Origin of the sequence: Vibrio sp. 99K-1, assembly GCF_013114585.1 — a bacterium.
Taxonomy (GTDB): Bacteria; Pseudomonadota; Gammaproteobacteria; order Enterobacterales; family Vibrionaceae; genus Vibrio; species Vibrio chagasii_B.
This window is the reverse complement of sequence record NZ_VTXF01000014.1, coordinates 25,474-51,427: the sequence shown is the minus strand read 5'-3', so window position 1 is coordinate 51,427 and position 25,954 is coordinate 25,474. Positions and strand designations below refer to the sequence as shown.

Genomic DNA, 25,954 nt, shown 5'->3' with positions numbered 1-25,954 from the left:
ATGTGCAGTATGGAAACTAGGAGAAAGAAAATGAGCAAAGTTAACGTAAAGAAAGTTGTAGTAGCCTACTCTGGCGGTCTAGACACATCAGTAATCATCCCATGGTTGAAAGAGAACTATGACTGTGAAGTAGTGGCGTTTGTCGCGGATGTTGGCCAAGGTGCTGAAGAACTAGAAGGCATTGAAGAGAAAGCAAAAGCTTCGGGTGCTTCTGAGTGTTACATCGCTGACCTTAAAGAAGAGATGGTCGCTGACTACATCTTCCCAACGCTAAAAACCGGTGCTTACTACGAAGGCAAATACCTTCTAGGTACGTCGATGGCTCGTCCAATCATTGCTAAAGCACAGGTTGAAGTTGCGCGTAAAGTAGGTGCAGATGCACTGTGTCACGGTTGTACGGGTAAAGGTAATGACCAAGTTCGTTTTGAAGGTGCATTCGCTGCACTAGCACCAGACCTACACGTAATTGCACCATGGCGTGAGTGGGATCTAGTGAGCCGTGAAGAGTGTCTGGATTACCTAGCTGAACGTAACATCCCTTGTACTGCTTCTCTGACTAAGATTTATTCTCGTGACGCAAACGCATGGCACATCTCTACAGAAGGTGGCGTTCTAGAAGATACATGGAATGCGCCAAACGAAGATTGCTGGGCTTGGACAGTGGATCCTGAGCAAGCACCAAACGAATCTGAAACAGTAACGCTTAAAGTTGAAAAAGGTGAAGTGGTAGCGGTTGATGGTGAAACAATGACACCATACAACGCACTGGTTTACCTAAATGAGAAAGGTGCTAAGCACGGTGTTGGTCGTATCGATATCGTAGAAAACCGTCTTGTAGGTATGAAGTCGCGTGGTTGTTACGAAACTCCGGGTGGCACTATCATGATGGAAGCACTGCGTGCAGTTGAGCAACTGGTTCTTGATAAAGCGGCATTTGAATTCCGTGAAGAGCTAGGTGTTAAAGCTTCTCATCTTGTATACGACGGTCGTTGGTTCACTCCACTATGTAAGTCAATTCTTGCTGCGACAGAAGAACTAGCGCAAGACGTTAACGGTGAGGTAGTTGTTAAGCTATACAAAGGTCACGCAACGGTGACTCAGAAGCGTTCTGACAACAGCCTATACTCAGAAGAGTTTGCAACCTTTGGTGCAGATGAAGTTTACGACCAAAGCCATGCTGAAGGCTTCATCCGCCTTTACTCGCTATCCAGCCGTATCCGTGCTTTGAATAGCCAAAAGTAATACTAACAATGAGTTAGTGAGCTAGCCTTCACTGAAATGTTGAAGGCCAGTAAACAGACATGATTATGCAAAGCCCACTCACTATTGATTAGTGAGTGGGCTTTTTACTTTCTAATCGCCTAATAAATCAGCTTCGGTTTTTACTATTGGATGGCATATAATTCGCGCTCTAGGCTGTAAAGAATCATGGATGAGCCTCTTGGTGAATAAATATGTGAAAAAAATGAATTAATACTTTATTTTCATTTTGAATTGCCGTAAGTTTAAACCATCAGAAAAATACTGAATCTTAATCAGAATTATCATTTGCAAAAACAGTGAGCACTGTGCAATTAGGAGATACACAATGGCATTATGGGGCGGTAGATTTACCCAAGCAGCAGACACCCGGTTCAAAGATTTTAACGATTCCCTTCGTTTTGATTACCGATTGGCTGAGCAAGACATTGTGGGCTCAATTGCCTGGTCTAAAGCTCTACTGTCGGTCAACGTATTAACAGAAGAAGAACAGCAGAAGCTTGAGTTAGCGCTGAATGAGCTAAAACTTGAGGTAATGGAAGATCCTGAACAGATTCTACGTTCTGATGCAGAAGACATTCACAGCTGGGTTGAGCAACAACTTATCGGCAAAGTCGGTGATTTGGGTAAAAAGCTTCACACTGGCCGTTCTCGTAATGACCAAGTGGCGACAGACCTGAAACTATGGTGTCGTCAGCAAGGTAACCAACTGCTGCTAGCGCTTGATCGTCTGCAGAGTCAGATGGTTAATGTTGCTTCTCAGCATCAAGGTACTGTGCTTCCTGGCTACACTCACTTACAACGTGCTCAGCCAGTAACGTTTGCTCACTGGTGTTTGGCTTACGTTGAAATGTTTGAGCGTGATTACTCGCGTTTGAATGATGCAATTAAGCGTCTAGATACATGTCCGCTGGGTTCTGGTGCCCTTGCGGGAACCGCTTACCCGATGGACCGTGAAGAGTTAGCTCACAACTTAGGTTTCCGTCGTGCAACGCGCAACTCTCTAGATTCAGTATCTGACCGTGATCATGTGATGGAGCTGATGTCGATCGCTTCTATCTCTATGCTTCACCTTTCGCGTCTTGCGGAAGATATGATTTTCTACAACTCTGGTGAATCAAACTTCATCGAGTTAGCGGATACCGTGACATCAGGTTCATCTCTGATGCCACAGAAGAAAAACCCGGATGCATTAGAGCTTATCCGTGGTAAAACAGGCCGTGTATACGGGTCACTTGCTGGCATGATGATGACGGTGAAAGCACTGCCTTTGGCTTACAACAAAGACATGCAAGAAGATAAAGAAGGTCTGTTCGACGCTTTAGACACTTGGAATGACTGTATGGAAATGGCGGCGTTGTGTTTTGACGGCATCAAAGTGAACGGCGAGCGTACACTTGAAGCAGCGAAGCAAGGTTATGCAAACTCTACGGAGCTAGCTGATTACTTAGTAGCGAAAGGTATTCCTTTCCGTGAAGCTCACCATATCGTAGGCGTAACCGTCGTTGCGGCGATCGCGAAAGGCTGCGCTCTAGAAGAGTTAACCATTGCAGAGATGAAAGAGTTCTCTGAGGTGATAGAAGAAGATGTGTACGACATCCTGACCATTGAATCGTGTCTTGAAAAACGTAGTGCGCTAGGTGGTGTATCACCGAAGCAAGTGGCTTACGCGGTGGACCAAGCTGAGAAGCGTTTGGCGCAGCGTGATACCTCTATCGTTAAGGTTCGTCCTGCTCGTTTGACTGACATTGAAGCGTTGGAAGGCATGGTGGCTTACTGGGCGAACATGGGTGAAAACCTACCTCGTTCTCGTAATGAACTGGTGCGTGATATCGGCTCCTTCGCCGTCGCAGAACATCATGGTGAAGTGACTGGTTGTGCATCGCTCTATGTGTATGACTCTGGTTTAGCGGAAATCCGTTCACTGGGGGTCGAAGCTGGCTGGCAAGGTCAAGGGCAGGGCACCGCGATTGTTCAGCACTTGGTTGAGAAAGCACGCCAAATGGCGATTAAGAAAGTGTTTGTACTGACTCGTACGCCTGAGTTCTTTATGAAGCATGATTTCTTACCAACATCGAAATCTCTGCTACCTGAGAAGGTACTGAAAGATTGCGACCAGTGTCCTCGTCAACATGCGTGTGATGAAGTGGCTTTGGAAGTGAACTTGGTCGAGCAGATTATTGCTAAGGTGAATGTTGCATAAGGCATTGATTTTATGGTCCCTAAAAAAAAGATCAAAAATCCGATCTTTTTTGGGAACAAACTAAGAAAAGCCCGGTCTATTAAAGTACCACTGCTTTTTCTTAGAATTTTCTAAGAAAGCCCCAAAACCGATTGGTTTTGGGGCTTTTTTCTATCTGCCGTTTGGCGAAAGGTAAGAGCTCGATAATTGAACTTAGTATCTAACTATTGTCGCCTATCCAACAAACACTTCTGCTAACGCTTTTTGTTCCTTAAAGGCAGCACCACAAACTTCATTATCCAATGCAGCGACAATAAGCCACTAAACGCGAAAGCCGCCATTATCAAAGCGATGGCGTTGATGGTTTTCGGATCTTCCCGGAAAAACAGCCACCATACTCCCCAACTCAATATCGACAACACAGTGAGCTGATTCATACAACGTTGGCAGCGACCGAGTTTGTTGAAGATTTTTTCATTTTTATTGCAATGAAGACATGTCATCTTGGGCTTGATTCGCGTTATGCTTGTTGCCCTGATAATACCACGTCACAAGATATTGGATCACGGTGACATAGAGAGAGAAGATCGATGATTGAGCGCCAAGAAACCAAGCAACGCATGAGCCGTATTGTTAAACACAACGGTACTATCTACCTATGTGGCCAAGTTTGTGCGGATGCAACAAAAGGCATTACAGAGCAAACACAGACGATGCTAGATAAAGTAGAAGCGTTACTTGAGCAAGCAGGCAGCGACAAAGAGCACATGCTGTCAGCAACCATTTACTTGAAAGACATGAAAGATTTCCAAGAAATGAACGCAGTTTGGGATGCATGGGTTCCAGAAGGCCACGCTCCAGCTCGCGCATGTGTGACTGGCGACATGGCTCGTGAAGCACTACTAGTTGAGATCTCTGTGATTGCAGCTGAGAAGTAATTCTCTCGCATTTAGTGATAAGTAACGGTTTTAAGAGATTCCAGATACTTCGTCCCTCAGTTCTGGAATGACGAGTTAATTTTTGATTCGTTGATGCGTTGTTCTTATTGGGCTACGGGTTGGCTGTGTTCAAAAGCATCGTCATTCCCGAAAGCGACGAAGGATCGCAGTCGGGAATCTCTATTTATATGTGACCAGAGATTCCAGATACCTCGTCCCTCGGTTCTGGAATGACGGATTAAGTTTGGACTTAGTTGCTTAACTAAATCAACGTCATTCCCGATAGTGACGAAGGAGCGTAGTCGGGAATCTCTGTTTACGTGTGACAGAGACTCTAGATACTTCGTCCCTCAGTTCTGGAATGACGGATTAAGTAGTGGTTTAGTGGCTTAAATAAATCAACGTCATTCCCGAAAGCGACGAAGGAGCGTAGTCGGGAATCTGTTCGTTGCCAAAAAACAAAAAGGAAAGCCAACGGCTTTCCTTTTTAGTATCTAATCTATGCGTTCTGTTTCAATCCACCGAGATTAACAACCTGGACCACAGTCTAGACAGTGTTTCACCATCTCTGGACCTAAGTGCAGTTTCGCGTTGAGGTCACGCAGCGCTGTTCGTACACCCTCTTCGATTACTGGGTGGTAGAACGGCATGTCTAGCATCTCAGAAACCGTCATCTTGTTTTGGTGTGCCCATGCTAACAAATGCGCCAAGTGTTCTGCGTTTGGTCCCATCATCTCAGCACCAAGGAAGCGGCCAGTACCTTGCTCGCCGTAAACGTGCAGAATACCTTTGTTGCGTAGCATCACTCGTGAACGGCCTTGGTTCTCGAAAGACACTTCACCCGTTGCGAAACAACCACATGTACCTAAGCGTGTGGTGATCTCTTTGTAAGTCTCACCAACCATCGCGATTTGTGGGTCAGAGAATACCGCTGAGATTTTAGAGCGGCGAAGGCCTGCACGAATCTCAGGGAAGCGACCTGCGTTATCACCCGCAATACGAGCTTGGTCTGCTGCTTCATGTAATAGAGGCAGTTGGTTGCTCGCATCACCCGCAATGAATACTGATGGAAGCGATGTTTGAAGCGTGTAGTGGTCAGCGATTGGAACACCACGCTCATCAAGCTCAAGAGAGGTATGCTCTAGGCCAAGTTTGTCTGTGTTAGGACGACGACCTGTTGCTGCCAATACGTACTCAACGATGTTGGTTTCTAGCTCACCTTGCTTATTGATGAACTGGATTTCGACACGTGGCTCACCCGATTCAGTGGTAATGCGCTTCATGCTTTCGATTTTCACGTCGGCATCGAGATAGAACTCTTCGTTAAAGGCTTTATCTGCGTAAGCCATGATCTCTGGGTCAGTTACTGGGCCAACTTGACCACCCAAACCGAACAGTTTTGTCTTCACACCTAAGCGGTGCAGCGACTGACCAAGCTCTAAACCAATGACACCAGGGCCAAATACGGCAACTGATTCTGGTAAGTCATCCCAGCTGAAAACGTCATCGTTAATGATTAGGCGGTCGCCAAGTTCATTCCAAACGGCAGGGTATGCAGGGCGAGAGCCGGTTGCGATAACAATACGCTTTGCCGTGATCACCGTGTGGTCATCAACTTGCAGTGTGTTGTCGTCTAAGAATTTTGCGTAGCCAGAGATCTTGTCTTGCTCTGGGATTTCATCGACGCCTTCTAAAACAAAACCAACAAAACGGTCACGTTCAAACTTCACTCGGTTCATTACTTCACGACCGTTAATTACGATATCGCCTTGTGGGTGAACGCCAAAAGCCGGAGCCTTCTCGATTTGGTGTACGCTTTCCGCAGCTGCAATAAGCAGTTTAGATGGCATACAACCAACACGAGCACAGGTTGTACCGTAAGGGCCGCCTTCAATCATCACGACACTGTCAGTGTGTGCTTTTGCAGCGCGGTATGATCCTAGACCTGCCGTACCGCCCCCGATAACTGCTACATCTACATTGACTTGTTTCATAATAATTTTCTCGCAATGGCTGAATTTAGTTTGAACGAACCCCTCCAACTCATGTGATGTTTTTAGTGAGTCAGGATAGCGGGTCAGTTTTGTGGTTCTGTTTTATTAGGTTTAGCTTGTGACTGTGGTTAATGCGAGCCACAAGCTTGATTCAACCCGATAGGGTTAGCTAACCCACAAGTGAGTGGGTTAGCCTTTTGGCAGTGATTAGCCTAGGAAAGCTTCTAGTTCTTCGCTACCACCGATGTGTTTACCACCGATGAATACTTGAGGAACCGTTGTGCGACCAGAGATTGCACGTAGGCTTACTGTTGTAGCGTCTTTACCTAGTACTACTTCTTCGTAGTTTAGACCTTTGTCGATTAGGTTCTGTTTCGCTTTCATACAGAAAGGACAGCCTGGCTTAGTGAATACTGTGATTGACTCTTGCTCTTTGTGCTCTGGAGCAATGTAGTTCAGCATAGTGTCTGCATCAGAAACCTTGAACGGGTCGCCTGGTACGTCTTCTTCGATGAACATTTTTTCTACCACGCCGTTCTTAACCAGCATGCTGTAGCGCCATGAGCGTTTGCCGAAGCCGATGTCGTTTTTCTCAACTAGCATACCCATGCCGTCTGTGAAATCACCGTTACCATCTGGGATGAATGTGATGTTTTCTGCTTCTTGGTCTGCTTTCCATGCGTTCATTACGAACGTATCGTTTACAGAAACACAAAGGATGTCATCAACACCGTTCTCTTTGAACACAGAATGTAGTTCGTTGTAACGAGGAAGGTGGCTTGACGAACAAGTTGGAGTAAACGCGCCTGGTAGGCTGAATACGATAACTGTTTTGTCTTTGAATAGCTCTTCAGTCGTTACGTTAACCCATGCATCACCTTGGCGAGTCGGGAATGTTACTTGAGGGATTGATTGACCTTCTTTAGATGCAAACATATTGATTTCCTTAAATGATATTTTAATTTTGTTCTATTAGAGCTTAACGTTTTTCGTTGCTCTGTTTCGTTTTGTTGAGCCCATTATTAGATAAATTCTTTGATAGCTCTAATCGTTTGATGTTATGGTTTTGATAGGTAAATTCTATCAAGAGCATTTTTCTTTTAAATGTTGCTATGAAAACCCTTGTTCTTATTAAACCTGAGGTAAGAGACTGATCATGAACATTCGTGACTTTGAATACTTGGTGGCGCTCGCAGAGCACAAACACTTCCGAAAAGCGGCAGAAGCGTGCTTTGTCAGTCAGCCAACACTAAGCGGTCAAATACGCAAACTAGAAGATGAAATCGGACTTCAGTTAACCGAGCGTAGTCCAAGGAAGGTCATATTTACAGAATCAGGGTTACAACTTGTTGAACAAGCCAAGCGTATTCTCAACGAAGTGAAAACTTTTAAGGATATGGCGAGTGGACACGGTGAAGCGATGACCGGACCAATGCATATTGGTTTCATTCCAACGGTAGGCCCTTACATCCTGCCTAAGATTGTTCCTCACCTGAAAGAGAGCTTTCCTGAGTTAGAGCTATACCTGCATGAGGCGCAAACTCATCAATTAGTGAGCCAATTGGAAGATGGCAAGCTTGACTGCTTGGTACTGGCTGCAGTTGATGAAACTGCGGTGTTCAAAGAGATTGATGTGTATGACGAGCCATTAAGTGTCGCGGTTCCATGTGACCATGAGTGGGCTCAGCAGGACACAGTAGACATGCTTCAACTCAATGGACAGACAGTCTTAGCACTTGGTGATGGTCACTGTTTAAGAGACCAAGCCCTAGGGTTCTGTTTTGCTGCGGGAGCAAAAGATGATGAGCGCTTTAAAGCGACCAGCTTAGAGACGCTGCGTAACATGGTCGCGGCAGGTGCGGGGATTACCTTGCTGCCTCAATTATCAGTACCAAAAGAAAAGCAGAAAGATGGTGTGTGCTACGTGCCTGCGGTCAACCCAACGCCTTCACGTCGTATTGTGGTTGCGTACCGTCCGGGCTCTCCATTGAAAGGGCGCTTTGAGCAACTGGCGGAGACGATTCGCACTCAGTTGGAAAAGGTCGTTTAGCTTCATCTCTGCATAGCAGACACAAAAAAGGGTTGATATGAATTCATATCAACCCTTTTTATTTTTCATGTTACTAGGTTCAAAAAACTACCTAGAACAGTTCTTCTACCGTTTCACCTGAAGAGGTGGAGTAGATATCATCATTGAAACGCTCAGTGATGTACTCAGTTGGCTCTGTACCTTTCTCGAAGTACTCAAACATTGATGAGCTATCGTACTTGTTGGTCAGTAAGCCGGTATCACGGTCAATACGAACGCGAACGATATTTTCTGGAATCTCTTTGCGTTGCGCTGGAACACCTGCCAGTGCAGTACCCATGAAGTCTACCCATGCTGGTTCTGCTGTCTTAGCACCGGCTTCCGCACCAGTAATCTGGTTCTTACCAAGGTTAGAGTTCGCTTTAGTACGACCTAGGTTACGGTTGTGGTTATCAAAGCCAACCCATACCGTTGCAACCATGCCTGGGCCGTAGCCGCTGTACCAAGTATCTTTCGAGTCATTAGTCGTACCTGTTTTGCCGCCAATATCACGACGTTTCAGTGGTTGAGCTCGCCAACCTGTACCGTTCCAACCTGTACCCGCACTCCAATCACCGCCGCCCCAGATGTTGCTGTACATCATTTCACGAACTAGGAATGCGTTCTGCTCAGAGATAACTTGAGGAGCGTATTGAACTTTCGCATCCACATCTTGCTCGGCAAACTCATCCGCCATTGGATCGGTCGTAATGGTTTGTTTGCAATCTTCTTTACAGACAACTTTTGGTGTTGCTTCAAACTCAGTATCGCCAAATGGAGTCTCAACGCGGCTGATGTAGAAAGGTTCAACGTAGTAACCACCGTTAGCGAATACTGAGTAACCTTGCGCTACTTTCATTGGCGTTAAGCTACCTGCACCTAGCGCAATAGTTTCAGAACGAGGTACTTCATCGATATCAAAACCAAAGCGGGTTAGGTAGTTACGAGTGTCATCTAAGCCTACTTCACGCAGTACACGTACCGCCATTACGTTTTTCGATTGAGCTAAGCCAATACGTAAACGAGTAGGGCCGACGTAAGTTGGTGGCGAGTTCTTTGGTCGCCATGCCGTACCTTGACTCTTATCCCATTGGTTGATTGGCGCATCGTTGATAAGAGAAGCCAGTGTTAAACCTTTCTCAATAGCTGCTGAGTAAATGAAAGGCTTGATACCAGAACCCACTTGACGAATAGATTGCGTCGCACGGTTGAATTTGTTGTGTACGAAGTTAAAGCCACCGACCATCGACAACACAGCGCCGTTGTTCGGATTCATTGCTACGAATGCAGTGTTGGCATTCGGCACTTGGCTTAGGCGCCAAACTACCGGAGTATCAGATTCTGCAGTTGCTGACTCTTCTGTTGCTTCCTCAGAGACTTCGTCACCTGTGATCGCTTCATGACGAACCCAAACTTGTTCGCCAACCGCAAGAATCTCTTTTGCTTGAGATGGAGCAGGGCCTTGACGGTCGTCTGTTAGGAACTTACGAGCCCAGTTCATACCTTGCCATTCGATCGTGCCTTCGCCTTGATTCTTCACCCATACTTGAGCGCTTTTCGAATCAACAGCAGTCACTACTGCAGGAACTAGGTCACCGTAGGTTGGTTGAGATTTTAGGTGTTTCACGATCTTGTCGTGGTCCCAAGCCGATTGAGCGGTTTGCCATAAGACTTTTTCAGCACCGCGGTAGCCGTGACGCTCATCGTAGCCAAGCAGGTTCTTAATCGCGGCTTGGTTTGCCGCTTTTTGCAGCTTCGAATCAACGGTTGTGTAGACTTTCATACCAGAGGTGTAAGCGTCTTCACCGTAGCGTTCAACCATCCAAGCACGTGCCACTTCTGCCACGTATGGTGCGCTCAGTTCGATCTCTGCACCGTGGTACTTTGATACAAGCTGTTCATTGCTTGCTTCATCAAACTCGGCTTGAGTGATGTATTTCTCGTCGAGCATACGACGTAATACAACGTTACGACGGTTGGTCGCGCGTTCAATAGAGTAGATAGGGTTCATGGTTGAAGGTGCTTTTGGCATACCTGCTAGGGTCGCTAGTTCACTCAGGGTTAGATCCGGAAGATCTTTACCAAAGTAAACGCGTGCAGCAGCGCCGAAACCATACGAACGGTGACCAAGGAAGATCTTGTTGACGTAAAGCTCCATGATCTCTTCTTTGCTAAGCAGTTGCTCAATATGGATCGCAATGAAGATCTCTTTAATCTTACGCATGATCTTTTTCTCATTGGATAAGAAGAAGTTACGCGCAAGCTGCTGAGTAATGGTACTCGCCCCTTGTTTTGCCGAACCTGACATCGCTACTACGATAGCTGCACGAGTAATGCCGATTGGGTCAATACCAGGGTGTTCGTAGAAACGGCTATCCTCGGTAGCAATCAAAGCCTCAACTAAGTGGCGAGGGATCTCGTCATAAGTCACTGGAATACGACGTTTTTCACCAAATTGGGAGATCAACTTACCGTCTTGGCTGAAGACCTGCATTGGAGTTTGGAGTTCTACGTCGCGCAAAGTGGCAACATCAGGCAACTCTGGTTTTACGTAGTAATAAAACCCAAAAATTGTACTGACTCCAAGAATCATGCAAATCAATGTAAATATGAATAATCGCTTTATGAACTTCACCGGATAATCCCTGATTAGTTAAGGCTGATAAGCAGCAAACCCTTGTACTCTAGGCTAAAAAATTAGCTTTCGTTTATTAACGCTTATTTAACTAATAATCACAACCCCTAGATAATCAACGAAATGCTTGGCACTTCAGGAGCTAGGTCACATGGGTTCATCATTAATTACAGGTATAGATATAAATCACCACAGCATCAAAGCTGTGGTGCTAAAACCCGTGGGGGAATTGTATGCCCTAGTGGGATACAAAGAGCTGCCGATTTCGGACGACATTTTTACAGCTAACCATACTTTGGAGTATCAGAAAACTGTTAAGAAACTCAAAGAACTTAGGAAAGGGCTGCCTTTCGGCTGTCGTAATGTCGCCATTTCGGTACCTGATAACACGGTGATCAGCAAGGTACTGCAAATTGAGAGTGAACTCGAAGACAGAGAGAGAGAGTTTTCGATCTACCAAACCTTCGCCCATCAATCTCCTTTTCCCATCGAGGAGCTGAGTTTAGATTTTGTGAAGCTGGAAGACAAACGATTTGGTAAAGGTTCGACGAGCAGTTATCAGGTTTATGCTACTCGTAAAGAAGTGGTCGATAGCCGAGCAGAGGCATTAACCAAGGCTGGCTTTAAACCTGTTGTCGTTGATACGCAGGCGCATGGCTTGCTTCATGTTTGGCAGCTTGCCTCACGCTTGTACCCAGAGAAAAGTAATTGGCTGTTGGTGGACATTGGCGTTGATCAAACCTCGATGGGCATCATTCCTCAGGGAGCAGCCCCTTTCTATAAAGACATCGCTTTTGGTACGCAAGACCTTTGCAGTATCGAAAACCCCAATGATATCGAGGCTGCGTTTGGCAGTGCTCAGGATACTCATCAATTTATCGTTAACTTAATTGAAAAGCTCAAACGTCAGTTGCAGCTCTATTCCTCGGTGAATGCTCACCAACCTATCTCAGGCATCTGGTTAATGGGTGAGGGTGCCAGTACGCCAATGGTGACCGAAGAGCTCGAGCGCCATTTTCAGCTGAGCTGTGAATCATTGAATCCTTTATCCCTGTTTGAGAATAAGGTCGCGAGGAAGCGCCGCCTGCAAATGGATTGGCAACATTTTGGTATTGCTGCGGGCATGGCGATGAGCGGACTTAAATGGCAGGGAGAGAAGCATGTTGCATCAAATTAACCTGCTACCTTGGCGTGATGAGATTCGTGCTCAGCACCGAAAACGTTTTATTCACCTGGTCATCCTTGGTGTGATTGTGGCTGGCGCAGGGCAGTGGGCGGTCGGTAATTATTTCCATGATCAACAAGCCAAACAGCAAGCTCGTCTTAATTATCTCAATCAATACATTGCTGACCTTGACCGTCAGATTCAATCGCTAAAAGTTGCAGAGCAAGAGCATAAAGCCATTTTGACTCGACTTGATGTGGTGGAATCTTTGCAGCTCGGTCGTAATAAAACCACCGACTTTATGAACTTGATGCCGGAGCTGATTCCTGAGGGAGTGTATGTCGACAAGATAAAGATGAACGGTCAAGAGATTGAAATGGCGGGCATCAGTGACAGTACCGCTCGTCTCGCCACCATGCTGGATAACTTAGAACGCTCTGAATCCCTCAAAGGAGTCGAGATGCACTCTATTGTCCATAACCGTAAGCGCTTCAATAAAGAGTTTCAGACCTTCAAGGTGTCTTTCGTGTTCAGCCCTGTGTCATTAGAAAGCACAACTGCACATCGAAAGGATAAGGGGGCTAACCATGGCTAGCCTTCAAGGCGTGATGAGCCTGCAAGAGCTTGATATCGATGAGATCACCGAGTGGCCACTGTTGCCTCAGTTATTGGTGATTCTATTGCTGGTGGCGCTCATTCAAGGGCTGGGAACCTGGTTCTATATTTTGCCTTTGGATGATGAGCTACAACAGATGAAGCAGCAAGAGCAGACCTTGAAAGCAACACTGCGCATCAAAGCCAATAAGGTTGCTGCTTTACCTAAGCTTCAGGGCCAACTGGATGAACTCACCAGTCGCTATGATTACCTGTTAGAACAGCTTCCCGTGCAAAAGGAGTTGGCAAGCATGTTGGCATCAGTCAATGAGCTTGGCTTAGATAACTCACTAACCTTTACCCGAATCGACTGGGGTGAAAAACAGAACAAAGCCTTCTTATACCGCTTACCTCTTAATATCGAGCTGACTGGTGATTACCACGAGATAGGCGACTTCTCTGCAGCTATCGCTAAGCTTCCACGAATCATCAGCTTTGATGATGTGAATTGGCAGCGAGTCAGCCAAGAAAGTAGCACTCTGCACTTTAGGGTTCGAGCTTATACCTACCAGTTTAAATCGGAGGTCAATGATGAAACCCAATAGCACGTTTTACTCAATCGTATTGCTGCTTGCGTTGTCGGGCTGCAAAGCCAATCAAGACTCATTAGAAGACTTTGTTATACAGGTAGAAGCTAAGGCGAGAAAGGAGGTCGAGCAACTTGTCCCAGCAACTGAGTTTTCGGCGGCTACCTATCAACGGCGTACTTTTCGTCCTCCCTTTGAACTGCCTAAAGAAGCGATTGTGCAAAACCAGCCGTTGGTTAAGAAAGATTGTTGGCAGCCAGGTGCTCGTGCACGCAACGGCAAGTTGGAGAAATACCCATTGAGTAAATTGCGCTTAAAAGGAGTGATGGGCAGCGGCTCCAGCGTGTTTGGGCTTGTACAAACGCCTAAGGGCAATGTCGTCAATGTGAAAAAAGGCCAGTTTATCGGCTTAAACAACGGCCGAGTTACTAAGGTAACGAGCCAGTACGTTCTGATTAATGAAACTCTTCCAGATGGCTTAGGTTGTTGGCATAAGCGCAACGTTAGGCTGGCTCTGAAATAAACCAATGTCACATGATGTGGATATGAGATGTAAATATGAATAAAGGAATAAGTGGATTAGTGAGCAAAACTCTACAAGGTTTTGCTGTGTCCGTGATGTTGGTTTTTAGCGTATTTGGTTACGCAGAGAGCTCGTCTAATAAATTAGAGAACATTGATTTTAGAGTTAACAAGGATAAAGACGCTGTCATCATCATTGAGCTAGCAACAAGCAGCGCGGTGGTCGATGTTCAGCGGGCACAAGAAGGCTTGAGCATCGAACTCATCAATACAGAAGTGGATGATGACAAGCTCTACCTTTTGGACGTTAAAGATTTCGCGACTCTAGTTGAGGGGATTGAAGTATACAAAGAGACGCCAAGCACTCGGTTACTGGCGACCATCAGCAATGACTACCAATACGAATATGACCTCAAGGGGCGCTTCATCGAGGTGGTGATCAGCAAGCCCACGATTGAAGAAGTGACGACAGAGAAAAGCGTACTTGAGAAAGAGGGCAAACTGATATCGATTAACTTCCAAGATATCCCTGTCCGAAACGTGCTGCAGTTAATCGCTGACTACAATGAATTCAACTTGGTGGTATCCGACTCGGTCGCGGGTAACCTGACATTACGCTTGGATGGCGTCCCTTGGCAGCAAGTTCTCGACATTATCTTGCAAGTTAAAGGCTTGGATAAGCGCGTCGACGGCAACGTTATCTTGGTCGCTCCCAAAGCGGAACTGGATCTGAGAGAACAGCAAGCGCTCGAAAAATCCCGCCTAGAGGAAGAGCTTGGGGAACTTAAATCAGAAATCATTAAGATTAACTTTGCCAAAGCCACCGATATAGCTGACATGATTGGTGGTGAAGGGGCGGTGAGCATGTTGTCTGATCGCGGCTCGATTACCATAGATGAACGCACTAACTCTCTGCTGATTCGCGAGCTGGAAGAGAACATTGCGGTAATACGCGGCATTATTGAGTCGTTAGATATCCCAGTGAAGCAAGTGCAGATAGAGGCGCGCATTGTTACCGTCACCGAAGGTAACCTTGATGAACTCGGCGTGCGCTGGGGCGTTTCATCGACCAACGGAAGCTTCACGGTTGGCGGTTCAATCGAGGGTAATCACCCTTCAGCCATTACACCTTATGACGACGATGGTGGCAGCAGCGTGATTGATGACTACCTTAACGTGAATTTGGCGGCGACATCGCCAAATGCATCGAGTATTGCTTTTCAGGTGGCCAAGCTTGGCTCTGATACGCTGCTCGATCTTGAGCTATCTGCACTGCAACAAGAGTCTAAGGCGGAGATCATCTCTAGCCCACGCTTAATTACCACCAATAAAAAGCCGGCTTACATTGAGCAAGGTACTGAAATTCCTTACTTAGAGTCCTCTTCGAGTGGTGCAACGTCAGTCGCATTTAAGAAAGCTGTGTTGAGTTTGAAAGTTACCCCTCAAATCACACCAGACAATCGCTTGGTTCTGGATTTGAGTGTGACTCAAGATAGGCCTGGGCAAGTGGTGAAAACAGGAACGGGGGAAGCGGTCGCGATAGATACCCAAAGGATAGGTACGCAAGTGCTTGTTAATAATGGTGAAACCGTCGTTCTTGGTGGAATATTTCAACACAGTGTCAGTAGTACAGTCGATAAAGTTCCTCTGTTGGGAGACCTTCCTTTATTGGGTGCATTGTTCCGTCGTAGCTACGAAAATGTGGGTAAAAGTGAACTGCTTATCTTTGTTACACCTAAAGTTGTGATTCAGTAACGTACAATTAGATTAAAAATAAAGTTGCATTAGTGGCACCTAACCTTGATAATTTCGGGTCTTATCACGAATTATCTGTGAGGAATCGGTGCCACGGGCCTTTTAATTTCAGTACTTGTACTGACCTACCTTGTGGCGATGTCATTGAATTAACGTTGTAAATTACTGCTAAAAACATGGCTGAGAAACGCAATATTTTTCTTGTTGGCCCAATGGGCGCCGGCAAAAGTACAATTGGTAGACACCTAGCTTCCCAACTTCATATGGAGTTTCTAGACTCTGACACTGTGATTGAAGAGCGCACTGGCGCAGACATCGCATGGGTTTTTGATGTTGAGGGCGAAGAAGGTTTCCGTAAGCGCGAAGAATCTGTAATCAACGATCTGACTGAAGAGCAAGGTATTGTTCTAGCGACAGGCGGTGGTTCAGTGATGAGCAAAGAAAACCGTAACCGTCTATCTGCACGAGGCATTGTTGTATACCTAGAGACAACAATTGAAAAGCAACTTGCTCGCACAAATCGCGACAAGAAACGCCCTCTACTTCAAACAGACAACCCGCGTGATGTGCTAGAAGATCTAGCTGTATCTCGCAACGCACTATACGAAGAAGTGGCGGACTACACAGTTCGTACTGACGACCAAAGTGCAAAAGTGGTAGCCAACCAGATCGTAAAAATGCTAGAAGAACGTTAAGTTCATTTTTTTCGGAGAGCAAACCCATGGAACGGATTACGGTCAATCTAGCTGAGCGTAGCTACCCTATCTCTATTGGCGCCGGGTTATTTGACGACCCGGCGTACCTTTCTTTTTTATCAGGCAAGCAGAAAGTCGTTGTTATCAGTAATGTGACAGTAGCGCCTCTTTATGCTGATAAAATTCTATCTTTACTGGATCAAGTTGGCTGTCAGACATCTCTTCTCGAGTTACCTGATGGTGAGCAATACAAAACGCTTGAAACGTTCAATTCAGTGATGAGCTACATGCTTGAAGGAAATTACAGCCGCGATGTGGTGGTGATTGCTTTAGGTGGTGGTGTTATCGGTGATTTGGTCGGCTTTGCTGCATCTTGTTACCAGCGTGGTATTGATTTCGTTCAAATCCCGACAACGCTTCTTTCTCAAGTGGACTCTTCTGTTGGTGGTAAAACCGCAGTAAACCATCCTCTTGGTAAGAACATGATCGGTGCATTCTACCAACCAAAATCCGTGATCATCGATACCAACTGTTTATCAACGCTTCCTGAGCGTGAGTTTGCAGCGGGCATTGCTGAAGTCATCAAATACGGCATCATTTACGATGAAGCCTTCTTTGATTGGTTGGAGCAGAATATAGAGAAACTTTATCAACTTGATGAACAAGCACTGATTACTGCAATTGCTCGTTGTTGTGCAATTAAGGCTGAAGTGGTTGCTCTAGATGAAAAAGAGTCAGGAATCAGAGCGTTATTGAACCTAGGTCATACATTTGGTCATGCGATCGAAGCAGAACTAGGCTATGGTAATTGGCTACATGGTGAAGCTGTGTCTTCAGGTACTGTAATGGCAGCGAAAACTGCTCAGTTACAGGGACTGATCACTCAGCAGCAGCTTGAGCGAATTATTTCTATACTCAAGAATGCGAAACTGCCAGTTCATACGCCAGAAAGCATGTCTTTTGAAGACTTTATGACGCACATGATGCGTGATAAAAAAGTGCTGTCTGGTCAATTACGTCTGGTATTGCCAACAAGTATTGGTACTGCTGAAGTGGTTGCTGATGTGCCTCAGGACATCATTAAACAAGCAATTGATTTTTGCCGTACTCTTTAAATTTGGTTGTGAGGTTGCCTAGTTAGACTCTAGGCAACTGAAGCGTTTTACTGATCGATCTAATCAGTAGGGATCCGCAATGAGTTTGGCTCATGAATTAAGAGTATTAGAGTTAGAGTCTCAAGTTGAGCTGCTAGAGCGCTTACAGCTTTTGACTAACTTTGGTTCAAATCTAGTAACGGTGGCTGGTAAACCTGGTTCTGGCCGTTCTTGGTTAGCACAGCGTTATCTCGAAGCGTGGGCGACAGAAAAGAATCAGTGTTTACTGCTTTGTCACCCAAGCCAAGACGACCAACAACGCCGCGCGCTTATTCTTAGCCAAATTGTTTCTGATCCGCTATTTAATCAACATGACTCCTTATCTGATAGCCTAGCAAGGTTGCTGGATGGTGAGCCGTGTAGTGTGGTTATCGTTGTCGATGATGCCCACCGGCTCTCTGAGCGATTGGTATCCGAACTATGGATGTTGGTACTGGAAGCTCAAGCTAATCCCCAATGGACGATCAATGTCGTTCTTTTCTCAGAAATTGGTCACCTAGACACCTTACTCACCCGTCTAAGTTACGGCCAACAACACAAGCCTATCGATCTTGAGATCGATGACCTTTCGCAACCAGAAGCTGAACATTTCTTTGAATCACTGGTGATTCGATACGTGGATGATGAGTCTGAAACTCGCGTGCGACGTGCGTTTAACAAAGCGCAACCTCTGCCTGGCGAGCTAATGGCTTTAGGAGAATTGAAAGTGGAAAAAAGGATTATTATTCGCTCAATCATTGGCTCACCAATCAATATCGCGATTGTGGTAGCCCTGTTGCTGTTGTTAATTGGTGGTGGTTATTGGTGGATGTTCAGCCAACCGACCCCGGATGACAAAGCGCAATCTCTGATCGCACCAATTGAGCAGACTGTTATTCCAACCTTTGAAGTGGACAATGGCTCAGAACAAACTGGTGTTGAGGGAGTTGTAGACACTGAAACGTCAACTGATATCAGTTATCAAGGCGCTGATGATGACAGTTCATCTTTGCCACCGGTTGTGGTGGAAGAGACGGCTAGCGTGGGTGAGGTTGAGCAAGACCAACAGCGTGTCGTGATTACTTCGGATGTGGTTGATGCTCTACTGGATGATAAAGCTCAGAGTGCTGATACCAGCGCCATCGATGCTGCGGTTGAAGAGAACACTCAAGTAGAGGCTAATTCACAGGCTGACGCTGAAGCGGTTGCTCCAGCTGATGAAAAATCTGACTTAACTGAATCAACGCCTCCGACTAAGAAGATCACCTTCTCGTTTGCTCGTGAGGAGCTACAAGCTATCTCGCCACGAGCATACACCTTACAGTTGAGTGCGATGACTTCGTTGGAAGATGTGCAGTCTTTCATTGAAGAATACGATCTAGAGAATAAGGTTCGTATCTACCCAACTCTGCGTAACGATACCAAGTGGTTTATCATCACTTATCAAGATTACCCAACGATTCAGGTGGCGCGAGATGCGGTAAGTACACTCTCAAAACCACTTCAACAGTTGGAACCTTGGGCAAAATCGATGAATCAAGTGCATCGAGAGATAGAACGTGCGAAATAACCCTGAGCTTAGCCTCAAAATATGTTACATTCCGCAGCCTTATTTTTGTGTTGATAGATAGAGCAGTAAATGAAAAAGCAGCGTGCCTTTCTAAAATGGGCTGGTGGTAAATATGGCCTAGTTGAAGACATCCAACGTCACCTGCCACCTGCTCGTAAATTGGTAGAACCATTTGTTGGTGCTGGTTCTGTGTTTTTGAACACGGACTATGAACAGTATCTACTGGCTGATATCAATCCCGATCTTATCAACCTGTATAATCTACTTAAAACCGACCCTGAGACTTACATCGCGGAAGCAAAGCGTTGGTTCTGCCCTGAGAACAACCGCAAAGAAGCCTTCTTAGATATTCGAGCTCAGTTCAACGATACTGACAATGTTATGTATCGCTCACTCGCTTTCTTGTACATGAACCGATTTGGCTTCAATGGCCTATGTCGCTACAACAAGAAAGGCGGTTTTAACGTTCCGTTTGGTTCTTACAAAAAGCCTTACTTCCCAGAAGCTGAGCTGGAGTTTTTCGCTGAAAAAGCGAAAAAGGCCACTTTCGTGTGTGAGGGATACCATGAAACCTTTAGCCGTGCCCGTAAAGGTTGCGTGGTTTACTGCGATCCTCCGTACGCACCGCTGTCAAATACCGCTAACTTTACCTCTTACGCAGGTAACGGCTTTAGCTTAGATGATCAAGCAGCACTGGCTGACGTTGCTGAAAAAGCGGCGACAGAACGCGGTATCCCTGTGTTGATTTCTAACCACGACACGACATTAACGCGTCGCTTGTATCATGGTGCAGAGTTGAACGTGGTGAAGGTGAAGCGCACTATCAGCCGTAATGGCGCTGGTCGTAATAAAGTGGATGAGCTATTAGCGCTATTCCATCAAGATAAAAACCAGCAACACGCGGCAGCAGAATAACCTCGAACCCCTCAAATTGAGTGACCAACAGGTACTTTCTTAAACTAATCTTTCGAACTGCTAGGATCTGCCTAGGTGCTTAGGTAGAATTGCACACCAAATAGTCTTGGGGTTGAATCTTGTACGCATACGAGGTGCCACCAAGGCGGTGAACTCGCAATTTACTTACTCTTAAGAGGTTTGGTATGAAAGATTTTCTAATCGCTCCATCAATTTTGTCTGCAGATTTTGCTCGTCTTGGTGAAGACGTTGAAAAAGTACTCGCAGCCGGTGCCGATGTTGTGCACTTTGATGTGATGGATAACCACTACGTACCTAACCTGACTTTTGGCGCACCTATCTGTAAAGCACTCCGTGACTACGGTATTACTGCTCCAATCGATGTTCACCTAATGGTGAAGCCGGTTGATAACATCGTGCCTGAGTTTGCAAAGGCTGGCGCATCGATGATTACCTTCCACGTAGAAGCATCAGAGCACATCGATCGCACTCTACAACTGATCAAAGAGCACGGCTGTAAAGCGGGCGTGGTTCTTAACCCAGCGACACCACTATCTTGCCTAGATTACATCATGGATAAAGTAGACATGATCCTATTGATGTCTGTGAACCCAGGTTTCGGCGGTCAATCTTTCATTCCTCACACTTTAGATAAGCTACGTGCGGTTCGTAAGTTGATTGACGAATCAGGTCGTGATATTCGCCTAGAGATCGACGGTGGTGTAAAGGTGGATAACATTCGTGAAATCGCAGAAGCGGGCGCAGATATGTTCGTTGCTGGCTCAGCGATCTTCAATCAACCAGATTACAAAGAAGTGATTGATGAGATGCGTGCAGAGCTTGCAAAAGTAAACGCATAAAAGTAGAACTAGGGTCAGTTGACCTAAAATCAAAAAATTTAGATTAAGGGGGCTGATTGGCCCCTTTTTTACGTCTTATTGCTCAACACATGAGACGAATATAATGAATAGGAAAGTAAGATGTCATTAAGCTCAATAAAACTGATCGCCTTTGATTTGGATGGAACCTTGTTAGATAGCGTGCCTGATTTGGCAGTCGCTGCTGACCAAGCTTGTCAGGAGCTAGGTTTCCCTTCAGTGAGTGAAGAACAAGTTCGTGATTATGTAGGCAATGGTGCTGACGTACTGATCGGGCGTTCACTAAGCCGCAACCTAACTGTGGACCCAAGCTTAGAACCAGAGCTGCTGAAAAAAGCACGCATCTTGTTTGATGATTTCTACGAGCAGGGCGGCCATAAGCTGAGCCACCTTTACCCATCAGTAAAAGAGACGCTGGCAGAGCTGCACAAAGCGGGCTTTACTATGGCATTGGTAACCAACAAGCCATCGAAGTTTGTGCCAGACGTGCTAGCGCAACACGGTATCGATAAGTACTTTGTAGATGTGCTTGGCGGTGACTCTTTCCCAGAGAAAAAACCGAACCCAGTCGCGCTAAACTGGTTGCTAGAAAAGCACAATGTGAAAGCAGAAGAGATGCTAATGGTTGGCGACTCAAGCAATGACATCAAAGCGGCAAAGAACGCGGGTTGTCACTCGTTTGGCCTGACTTACGGCTACAACCACGGTGAGCCTATTTCAGCATCAAACCCTGACTATGTGGCAGATAATGTCGCGCAATTGCTCGATGTCGTTCTAGTTTCTGCATAAAGCGGACAAAAGTTAGCTAACCCACTAGCAAAATACTTATCAATGAGTACACTGGATGAGCCGCGCAGAAAGAGCTGTGCGGCTTTTCTATATTTAAGTTAAGAAGCTAAGCCATCAATTGACTTAGCGAATAAGCAAAGGAATTAAAACCATGAGCAAGCCCATCGTATTGAGTGGTGTTCAACCATCTGGTGAACTAAGTATCGGTAACTACTTGGGTGCTCTACGTCAATGGCAACAGATGCAAGATGACTACGATTGCCAATACTGTGTGGTAGACCTTCACGCAATTACGGTTCGCCAAGATCCGAAAGCACTGCATGAAGCGACTCTAGACGCACTAGCTATCTGTCTTGCTGTCGGTGTTGATCCAAAGAAGAGCACGCTATTTGTTCAGTCTCACGTACCAGAGCATGCTCAACTTGGTTGGCTTCTTAACTGTTACACACAAATGGGTGAACTGAGCCGAATGACTCAGTTTAAAGACAAGTCTGCACGTCACTCAAACGACGTAAACGTAGGTCTGTTTGATTACCCAGTGTTGATGGCTGCAGACATCCTGCTTTACGGTGCTCACCAAGTGCCAGTAGGTAGCGACCAGAAGCAACACCTAGAGTTAGCGCGTGATATCGCAACTCGCTTCAACAACATCTACTCGCCAGAACAGCCAATCTTCGAAGTGCCAGAACCGTACATCCCAACAGTGAATGCACGTGTAATGAGCCTACAAGATGCGACCAAGAAGATGTCTAAGTCGGACGACAACCGTAAGAACGTGATTACTCTGCTAGAAGAGCCTAAGTCGATCATCAAGAAGATCAACAAAGCGCAAACCGATGCAGAAACACCACCACGTATTGCTCATGATTGGGAAAGCAAAGCGGGTATCTCTAACCTGATGGGCCTTTACTCAGCAGCAACAGGTAAAACATTCGAAGAGATTGAGGCGCAGTACCAAGGTGTTGAAATGTACGGCCCATTCAAGAAAGATGTGGGTGCTGCGATTGTTGAGATGCTTGAGCCGATTCAAGCGGAATACCACCGCATCCGTGCTGATCGTGCCTACATGGACGCAGTAATGAAAGCGGGCGCAGAAAAAGCCTCTGAGCGCGCAGCAGTAACGCTGAAGAAAGCATACGAAGCAGTTGGTTTTGTAACTCGTCCATAGGGTGACTCAAAACCTTCCGCTGTAAAATCTAAGCCCAAAGTGACTACGTTTACTTTGGGCTTTTTAGTGCCCGCTAGCTAAGGCTTCCCAATAATCGTGCTGTTTTAATTGATGATTTACGCACTTAATGACTAACACATCTGTAACATCTATGTTGTGCAGAATATCTTATTAAATGAGTTTTGGTTTTATAAATTTTTACTCGTTTCTATTTGTGTTGGAAATATATAGCGTGCCAAACAATTGATGATTCCAAAGTGATAAGTTCCTCATTTTCTTGCCAACTGACTTATTCCTTTCATAAATAAACCTGATAGTTACCACAAAATACATGACTGCCCATAGATGGCAGTAATTATAAATCGATGAACTCAGGTGAAACGGATGGCTCTTTTACACAAACCTTCATTGCTAGCAGTGGCAATTGGTAGCTTGTTAACCACAAGCGCACACGCTGATTTGTTTATTTCACAATATGTGGAAGGCGGCAGCTACAACAAAGCGGTTGAGATTGCCAACAACGGTGATAGCAGCATTAATTTAGATGGTTATTCACTGGCTAAATCAGCGAATGGCAACAGATCATGGGGCGCCACTTTACCTTTAGATGGCCACGTTTTAGCGCCTGGTGAGGTACTGGTTGTTGCGCATAGCGGTGCAAGCGATGAGATTAAAGCGGTCGCTGACATTCTTAATGCTTCATTGGCTAATCACAATGGTGATGACCCGTTGGCTATCCTGAATGCAGACTCAAGCGTGTTGGACATGGTTGGCGTTATGGGCGATGTCGACTGGGGTAAAGATGTTACCTTAGTTCGTGCTGAGCAAACCCCATCGGCGACGTTTGATGCTTCACAATGGGTATCGCTACCAAAAGACAACATTGAAGGTCTAGGTTCCTTAGACAATGTTGAGTTGCCAGAAGCCTTTGCTTGTACGCAAGATGGCTCAGACCCAGTATTCACCACCATTCAAGAAATCCAAGGTGAGGGCGCGACATCGCCGTTCATCGATGGCTACCCGTACATCACCGACGATGAGTATTTCGTAAAAGGGGTGGTAAGTGCGGTTACTACCGGCCTAACTAAAGGTTTCTATCTGCAAGCTCTTGAGGATGACTTCAACTCAAGCACTTCTGAAGGTCTATTTGTTCATACTAACCAATCTAGCTCAGAATTAGCTGCAGGCGATGTGGTGTGTGTGAAAGGTAAAGTACAAGAATACTACAGCCACACTCAGCTTAAAGTTGAAAATAATCAATGGTTAAAGCAAGGCGAGCAGGACGCACCTGACGCGACATACATTGAAGTATTAGACACTGACGAGAACTTCGCGGCGACACTTGAACGTTACGAAGGCATGTTGGTGAAAACAACTGAAGCGCTAGATATGCGTGTAACGCGTACCTTCGGTTATGACTACGCAGGTCGTCGTAACAACATGGTTTTGGCGCATGAGCGTATCAACATGCAACCAAACCAACTTTTCGCAGCGGGTTCTGATGAAGCGAAACAGCAAACGGAAGACAATGCTGACCGTCGTCTTTTCGTAGAGACTGACCAAAAAGCAGGTGATGGACAGGTTCCTTTCTATCCAGATTTTGGCCGTACTGACATCGACCAAGATGGCTCAACGGAAGACTACATCCGTATTGATGACACCATTGTTGGTCTAGAAGGCGTGTTGACTTACAGCTATGGCGAGTACCGTCTGATTACGACTAACCAGATCACGGCTGAAAACTTCATTCGCAACGACCCACGTACCGACAAACCAGACATGGATGAAGGCGACCTACGTATTGCGACCTTCAATGTATTGAACTACTTCAACTCACCATTTGGCGGTGATGCGAATCAACATGGTAATAACCGTGGTGCAAACACCATCACTGAGTTTGAGATGCAACAAGAGAAGATTGTAAACGCGATTCTTCGCTTGGATGCTGACATCATCGGCTTGATGGAAATTGAGAACAACGGATTTGGTGAAGGTTCGGCAATTCAACAGCTTGTGAATCAACTGAATGATCGCATTGAGCATAAGAAAGACCGTTACACCTTTGTGGCTGTCGACTCTAATGAAGATGGCGTTACCGACGAAATGGACTCGATCGGCACTGATGTGATTACTACGGGTGTTATCTACCGTAAGAAGGTGGTTAAGCTTAAAGACAGCCGTGTCATCGCGATGCCAAGCCAGCAAGCACCAGAGGTGTTAGACGACTCAGGTAAGGTGATTGAAGATGGTAAGAACTACCAACGTGACTCATTGGCACCAACCTTTAAGGTGAAGGGTACCAAAGAGAAACTGACTGTAGCGATTAACCACTTTAAATCGAAAGGTTCTAAGTGTTGGGAAGATGCTGCCCCTGTTGAGCAAGGCGGTCAAGGTGGTGTAGATGCCGATAAGCAAGGCTCATGTGAGAACTTCCGTGTTGCAGCGGCGGTTGCGTTGGGCGAAGCACTCGATGGCATTGAAGGTCACAAAGTGATTCTGGGTGATATGAATTCGTACGGCATGGAAGACCCAATGCTAGTGCTGACAGATTACTCTGAAGAGAAGTACGGCAAGCAGATCAAAGCGGCGCGTAACACTTACATTGATGGTGTTGAACAGTTTGGTGATAACGGTGCGGTGATTACTAAGAACTACGGCTACATTAATGCCGTAGCTCAGAAGCACCCAGACAGCTGGAGCTACTCATACAACGATGAAGTTGGCGCTTTAGACCACTTACTGGTGAGCGAGAGCTTAAAAGACATGGTGGTCGACGCGACCGACTGGCATATCAATGGTGGTGAATCGACGCTATTTGACTACAACGAAGAGTACAAAGGCGACCTGCCTAAGTACCAAGACCACTTCCGTTCATCGGATCATGATCCAGCGGTTCTTGAGCTAAAAGTCGGTGGTTCGTTTGGCTTTGGCGCGTTGATGTCACTGTTTGGCCTAGCGATGTGGCGCCGTCGTAAGTAGTGAGCGAATCAGCTTTACTGCTAACGGTGAAAGTGAGTACACATCACCGAATGCGGGTAATTGACAGTTATCTGTAAACAATTAAGGTCAACCTAGGTTGGCCTTAATTATTGGTGAAATGCAGTTT

The 25,954-nt window shown here is 45.9% G+C and carries 21 protein-coding genes; 17 read left to right on the top strand and 4 right to left on the bottom strand.

Translation table 11 applies throughout. From position 1 onward, the window contains the following. Positions 1-30 precede the first annotated feature (30 nt). Positions 31-1,242, top strand: coding sequence for an argininosuccinate synthase (locus F0228_RS12550; RefSeq protein ID WP_116871576.1), 1,212 nt, complete (start codon positions 31-33; stop codon positions 1,240-1,242). 346 nt (positions 1,243-1,588) lie between these two features. After that, positions 1,589-3,463, top strand: coding sequence for an argininosuccinate lyase (gene argH / locus F0228_RS12545; RefSeq protein ID WP_004737153.1), 1,875 nt, complete (start codon positions 1,589-1,591; stop codon positions 3,461-3,463). 233 nt (positions 3,464-3,696) lie between these two features. On the opposite strand, the gene F0228_RS12540 is transcribed toward argH, so the two are convergent. Continuing rightward, complete coding sequence (locus F0228_RS12540) at positions 3,697-3,945, bottom strand: DUF3624 domain-containing protein (protein WP_105057654.1); 249 nt, start codon at positions 3,943-3,945, stop codon at positions 3,697-3,699. A gap of 87 nt (positions 3,946-4,032) precedes the next feature. Here F0228_RS12540 and F0228_RS12535 point away from each other — a divergent pair, with 87 nt between their 5' ends. Further along, complete coding sequence (locus F0228_RS12535) at positions 4,033-4,380, top strand: RidA family protein (protein ID WP_004737155.1); 348 nt, start codon at positions 4,033-4,035, stop codon at positions 4,378-4,380. A gap of 527 nt (positions 4,381-4,907) precedes the next feature. Here the strand turns inward: F0228_RS12535 and F0228_RS12530 are convergent. Both F0228_RS12530 and F0228_RS12525 read right to left on the bottom strand, forming a co-directional pair. Beyond that, a complete protein-coding gene (locus F0228_RS12530; protein WP_171762287.1) occupies positions 4,908-6,374 on the bottom strand; it encodes a dihydrolipoyl dehydrogenase in 1,467 nt (488 codons plus the stop codon). A 207-nt stretch (positions 6,375-6,581) separates the two neighbouring features. Next, positions 6,582-7,310, bottom strand: coding sequence for a glutathione peroxidase (locus F0228_RS12525; RefSeq protein WP_004737157.1), 729 nt, complete (start codon positions 7,308-7,310; stop codon positions 6,582-6,584). 220 nt (positions 7,311-7,530) lie between these two features. On the opposite strand from F0228_RS12525, the gene oxyR reads away from it, so the two are divergent. Further along, entirely contained in the window at positions 7,531-8,424 is an 894-nt protein-coding gene (gene oxyR / locus F0228_RS12520; protein ID WP_004737158.1) for a DNA-binding transcriptional regulator OxyR, read from the top strand. Positions 8,425-8,515: 91 nt separating this feature from the next. On the opposite strand, the gene F0228_RS12515 is transcribed toward oxyR, so the two are convergent. Continuing rightward, positions 8,516-11,077, bottom strand: a complete 2,562-nt coding sequence (locus F0228_RS12515) for a PBP1A family penicillin-binding protein (RefSeq protein WP_171762286.1) — start codon at positions 11,075-11,077, stop codon at positions 8,516-8,518. A gap of 151 nt (positions 11,078-11,228) precedes the next feature. Here F0228_RS12515 and pilM point away from each other — a divergent pair, with 151 nt between their 5' ends. The 13 genes from pilM to F0228_RS12450 all read left to right on the top strand — a co-directional run bounded on the left by pilM (position 11,229) and on the right by F0228_RS12450 (position 25,827). Further along, a complete protein-coding gene (gene pilM, locus F0228_RS12510) occupies positions 11,229-12,254 on the top strand; it encodes a type IV pilus assembly protein PilM (RefSeq protein WP_171762285.1) in 1,026 nt (341 codons plus the stop codon). Next, the gene (locus F0228_RS12505) at positions 12,238-12,837 is read left to right on the top strand and encodes a PilN domain-containing protein (protein WP_008222290.1); all 600 of its coding nucleotides are present in this window, start codon (positions 12,238-12,240) and stop codon (positions 12,835-12,837) included. Before pilM ends, F0228_RS12505 begins: the two co-directional genes overlap by 17 nt. Beyond that, a complete protein-coding gene (pilO, locus tag F0228_RS12500) occupies positions 12,830-13,441 on the top strand; it encodes a type 4a pilus biogenesis protein PilO (RefSeq protein WP_171762284.1) in 612 nt (203 codons plus the stop codon). Before F0228_RS12505 ends, pilO begins: the two co-directional genes overlap by 8 nt. After that, positions 13,428-13,946 carry a pilus assembly protein PilP gene (locus tag F0228_RS12495; protein ID WP_061033622.1) on the top strand — a complete coding sequence of 173 codons (519 nt, stop codon included), beginning with the start codon at positions 13,428-13,430 and terminating at the stop codon, positions 13,944-13,946. Before pilO ends, F0228_RS12495 begins: the two co-directional genes overlap by 14 nt. 35 nt (positions 13,947-13,981) lie before the next feature. Next, positions 13,982-15,700: a type IV pilus secretin PilQ family protein gene (locus F0228_RS12490; RefSeq protein ID WP_105057647.1), complete on the top strand. Its 1,719-nt coding sequence runs from the start codon at positions 13,982-13,984 to the stop codon at positions 15,698-15,700. A gap of 176 nt (positions 15,701-15,876) precedes the next feature. After that, entirely contained in the window at positions 15,877-16,395 is a 519-nt protein-coding gene (gene aroK, locus F0228_RS12485) for a shikimate kinase AroK (protein ID WP_004737165.1), read from the top strand. 26 nt (positions 16,396-16,421) lie between these two features. After that, positions 16,422-17,510: a 3-dehydroquinate synthase gene (aroB, locus tag F0228_RS12480; RefSeq protein ID WP_171762283.1), complete on the top strand. Its 1,089-nt coding sequence runs from the start codon at positions 16,422-16,424 to the stop codon at positions 17,508-17,510. A gap of 79 nt (positions 17,511-17,589) precedes the next feature. After that, positions 17,590-19,098 carry an AAA family ATPase gene (locus tag F0228_RS12475; protein WP_061033625.1) on the top strand — a complete coding sequence of 503 codons (1,509 nt, stop codon included), beginning with the start codon at positions 17,590-17,592 and terminating at the stop codon, positions 19,096-19,098. Positions 19,099-19,167: 69 nt separating this feature from the next. Continuing rightward, complete coding sequence (locus tag F0228_RS12470; protein ID WP_004737168.1) at positions 19,168-20,013, top strand: Dam family site-specific DNA-(adenine-N6)-methyltransferase; 846 nt, start codon at positions 19,168-19,170, stop codon at positions 20,011-20,013. Positions 20,014-20,198: 185 nt separating this feature from the next. Next, positions 20,199-20,873: a ribulose-phosphate 3-epimerase gene (gene rpe / locus F0228_RS12465; protein WP_008222304.1), complete on the top strand. Its 675-nt coding sequence runs from the start codon at positions 20,199-20,201 to the stop codon at positions 20,871-20,873. A 120-nt stretch (positions 20,874-20,993) separates the two neighbouring features. Further along, complete coding sequence (locus tag F0228_RS12460; RefSeq protein ID WP_061033626.1) at positions 20,994-21,680, top strand: phosphoglycolate phosphatase; 687 nt, start codon at positions 20,994-20,996, stop codon at positions 21,678-21,680. A 151-nt stretch (positions 21,681-21,831) separates the two neighbouring features. Then, positions 21,832-22,848 carry a tryptophan--tRNA ligase gene (trpS, locus tag F0228_RS12455; RefSeq protein ID WP_061033627.1) on the top strand — a complete coding sequence of 339 codons (1,017 nt, stop codon included), beginning with the start codon at positions 21,832-21,834 and terminating at the stop codon, positions 22,846-22,848. 384 nt (positions 22,849-23,232) lie between these two features. Then, positions 23,233-25,827, top strand: a complete 2,595-nt coding sequence (locus F0228_RS12450) for an ExeM/NucH family extracellular endonuclease (protein WP_061033628.1) — start codon at positions 23,233-23,235, stop codon at positions 25,825-25,827. Positions 25,828-25,954 lie beyond the last annotated feature (127 nt).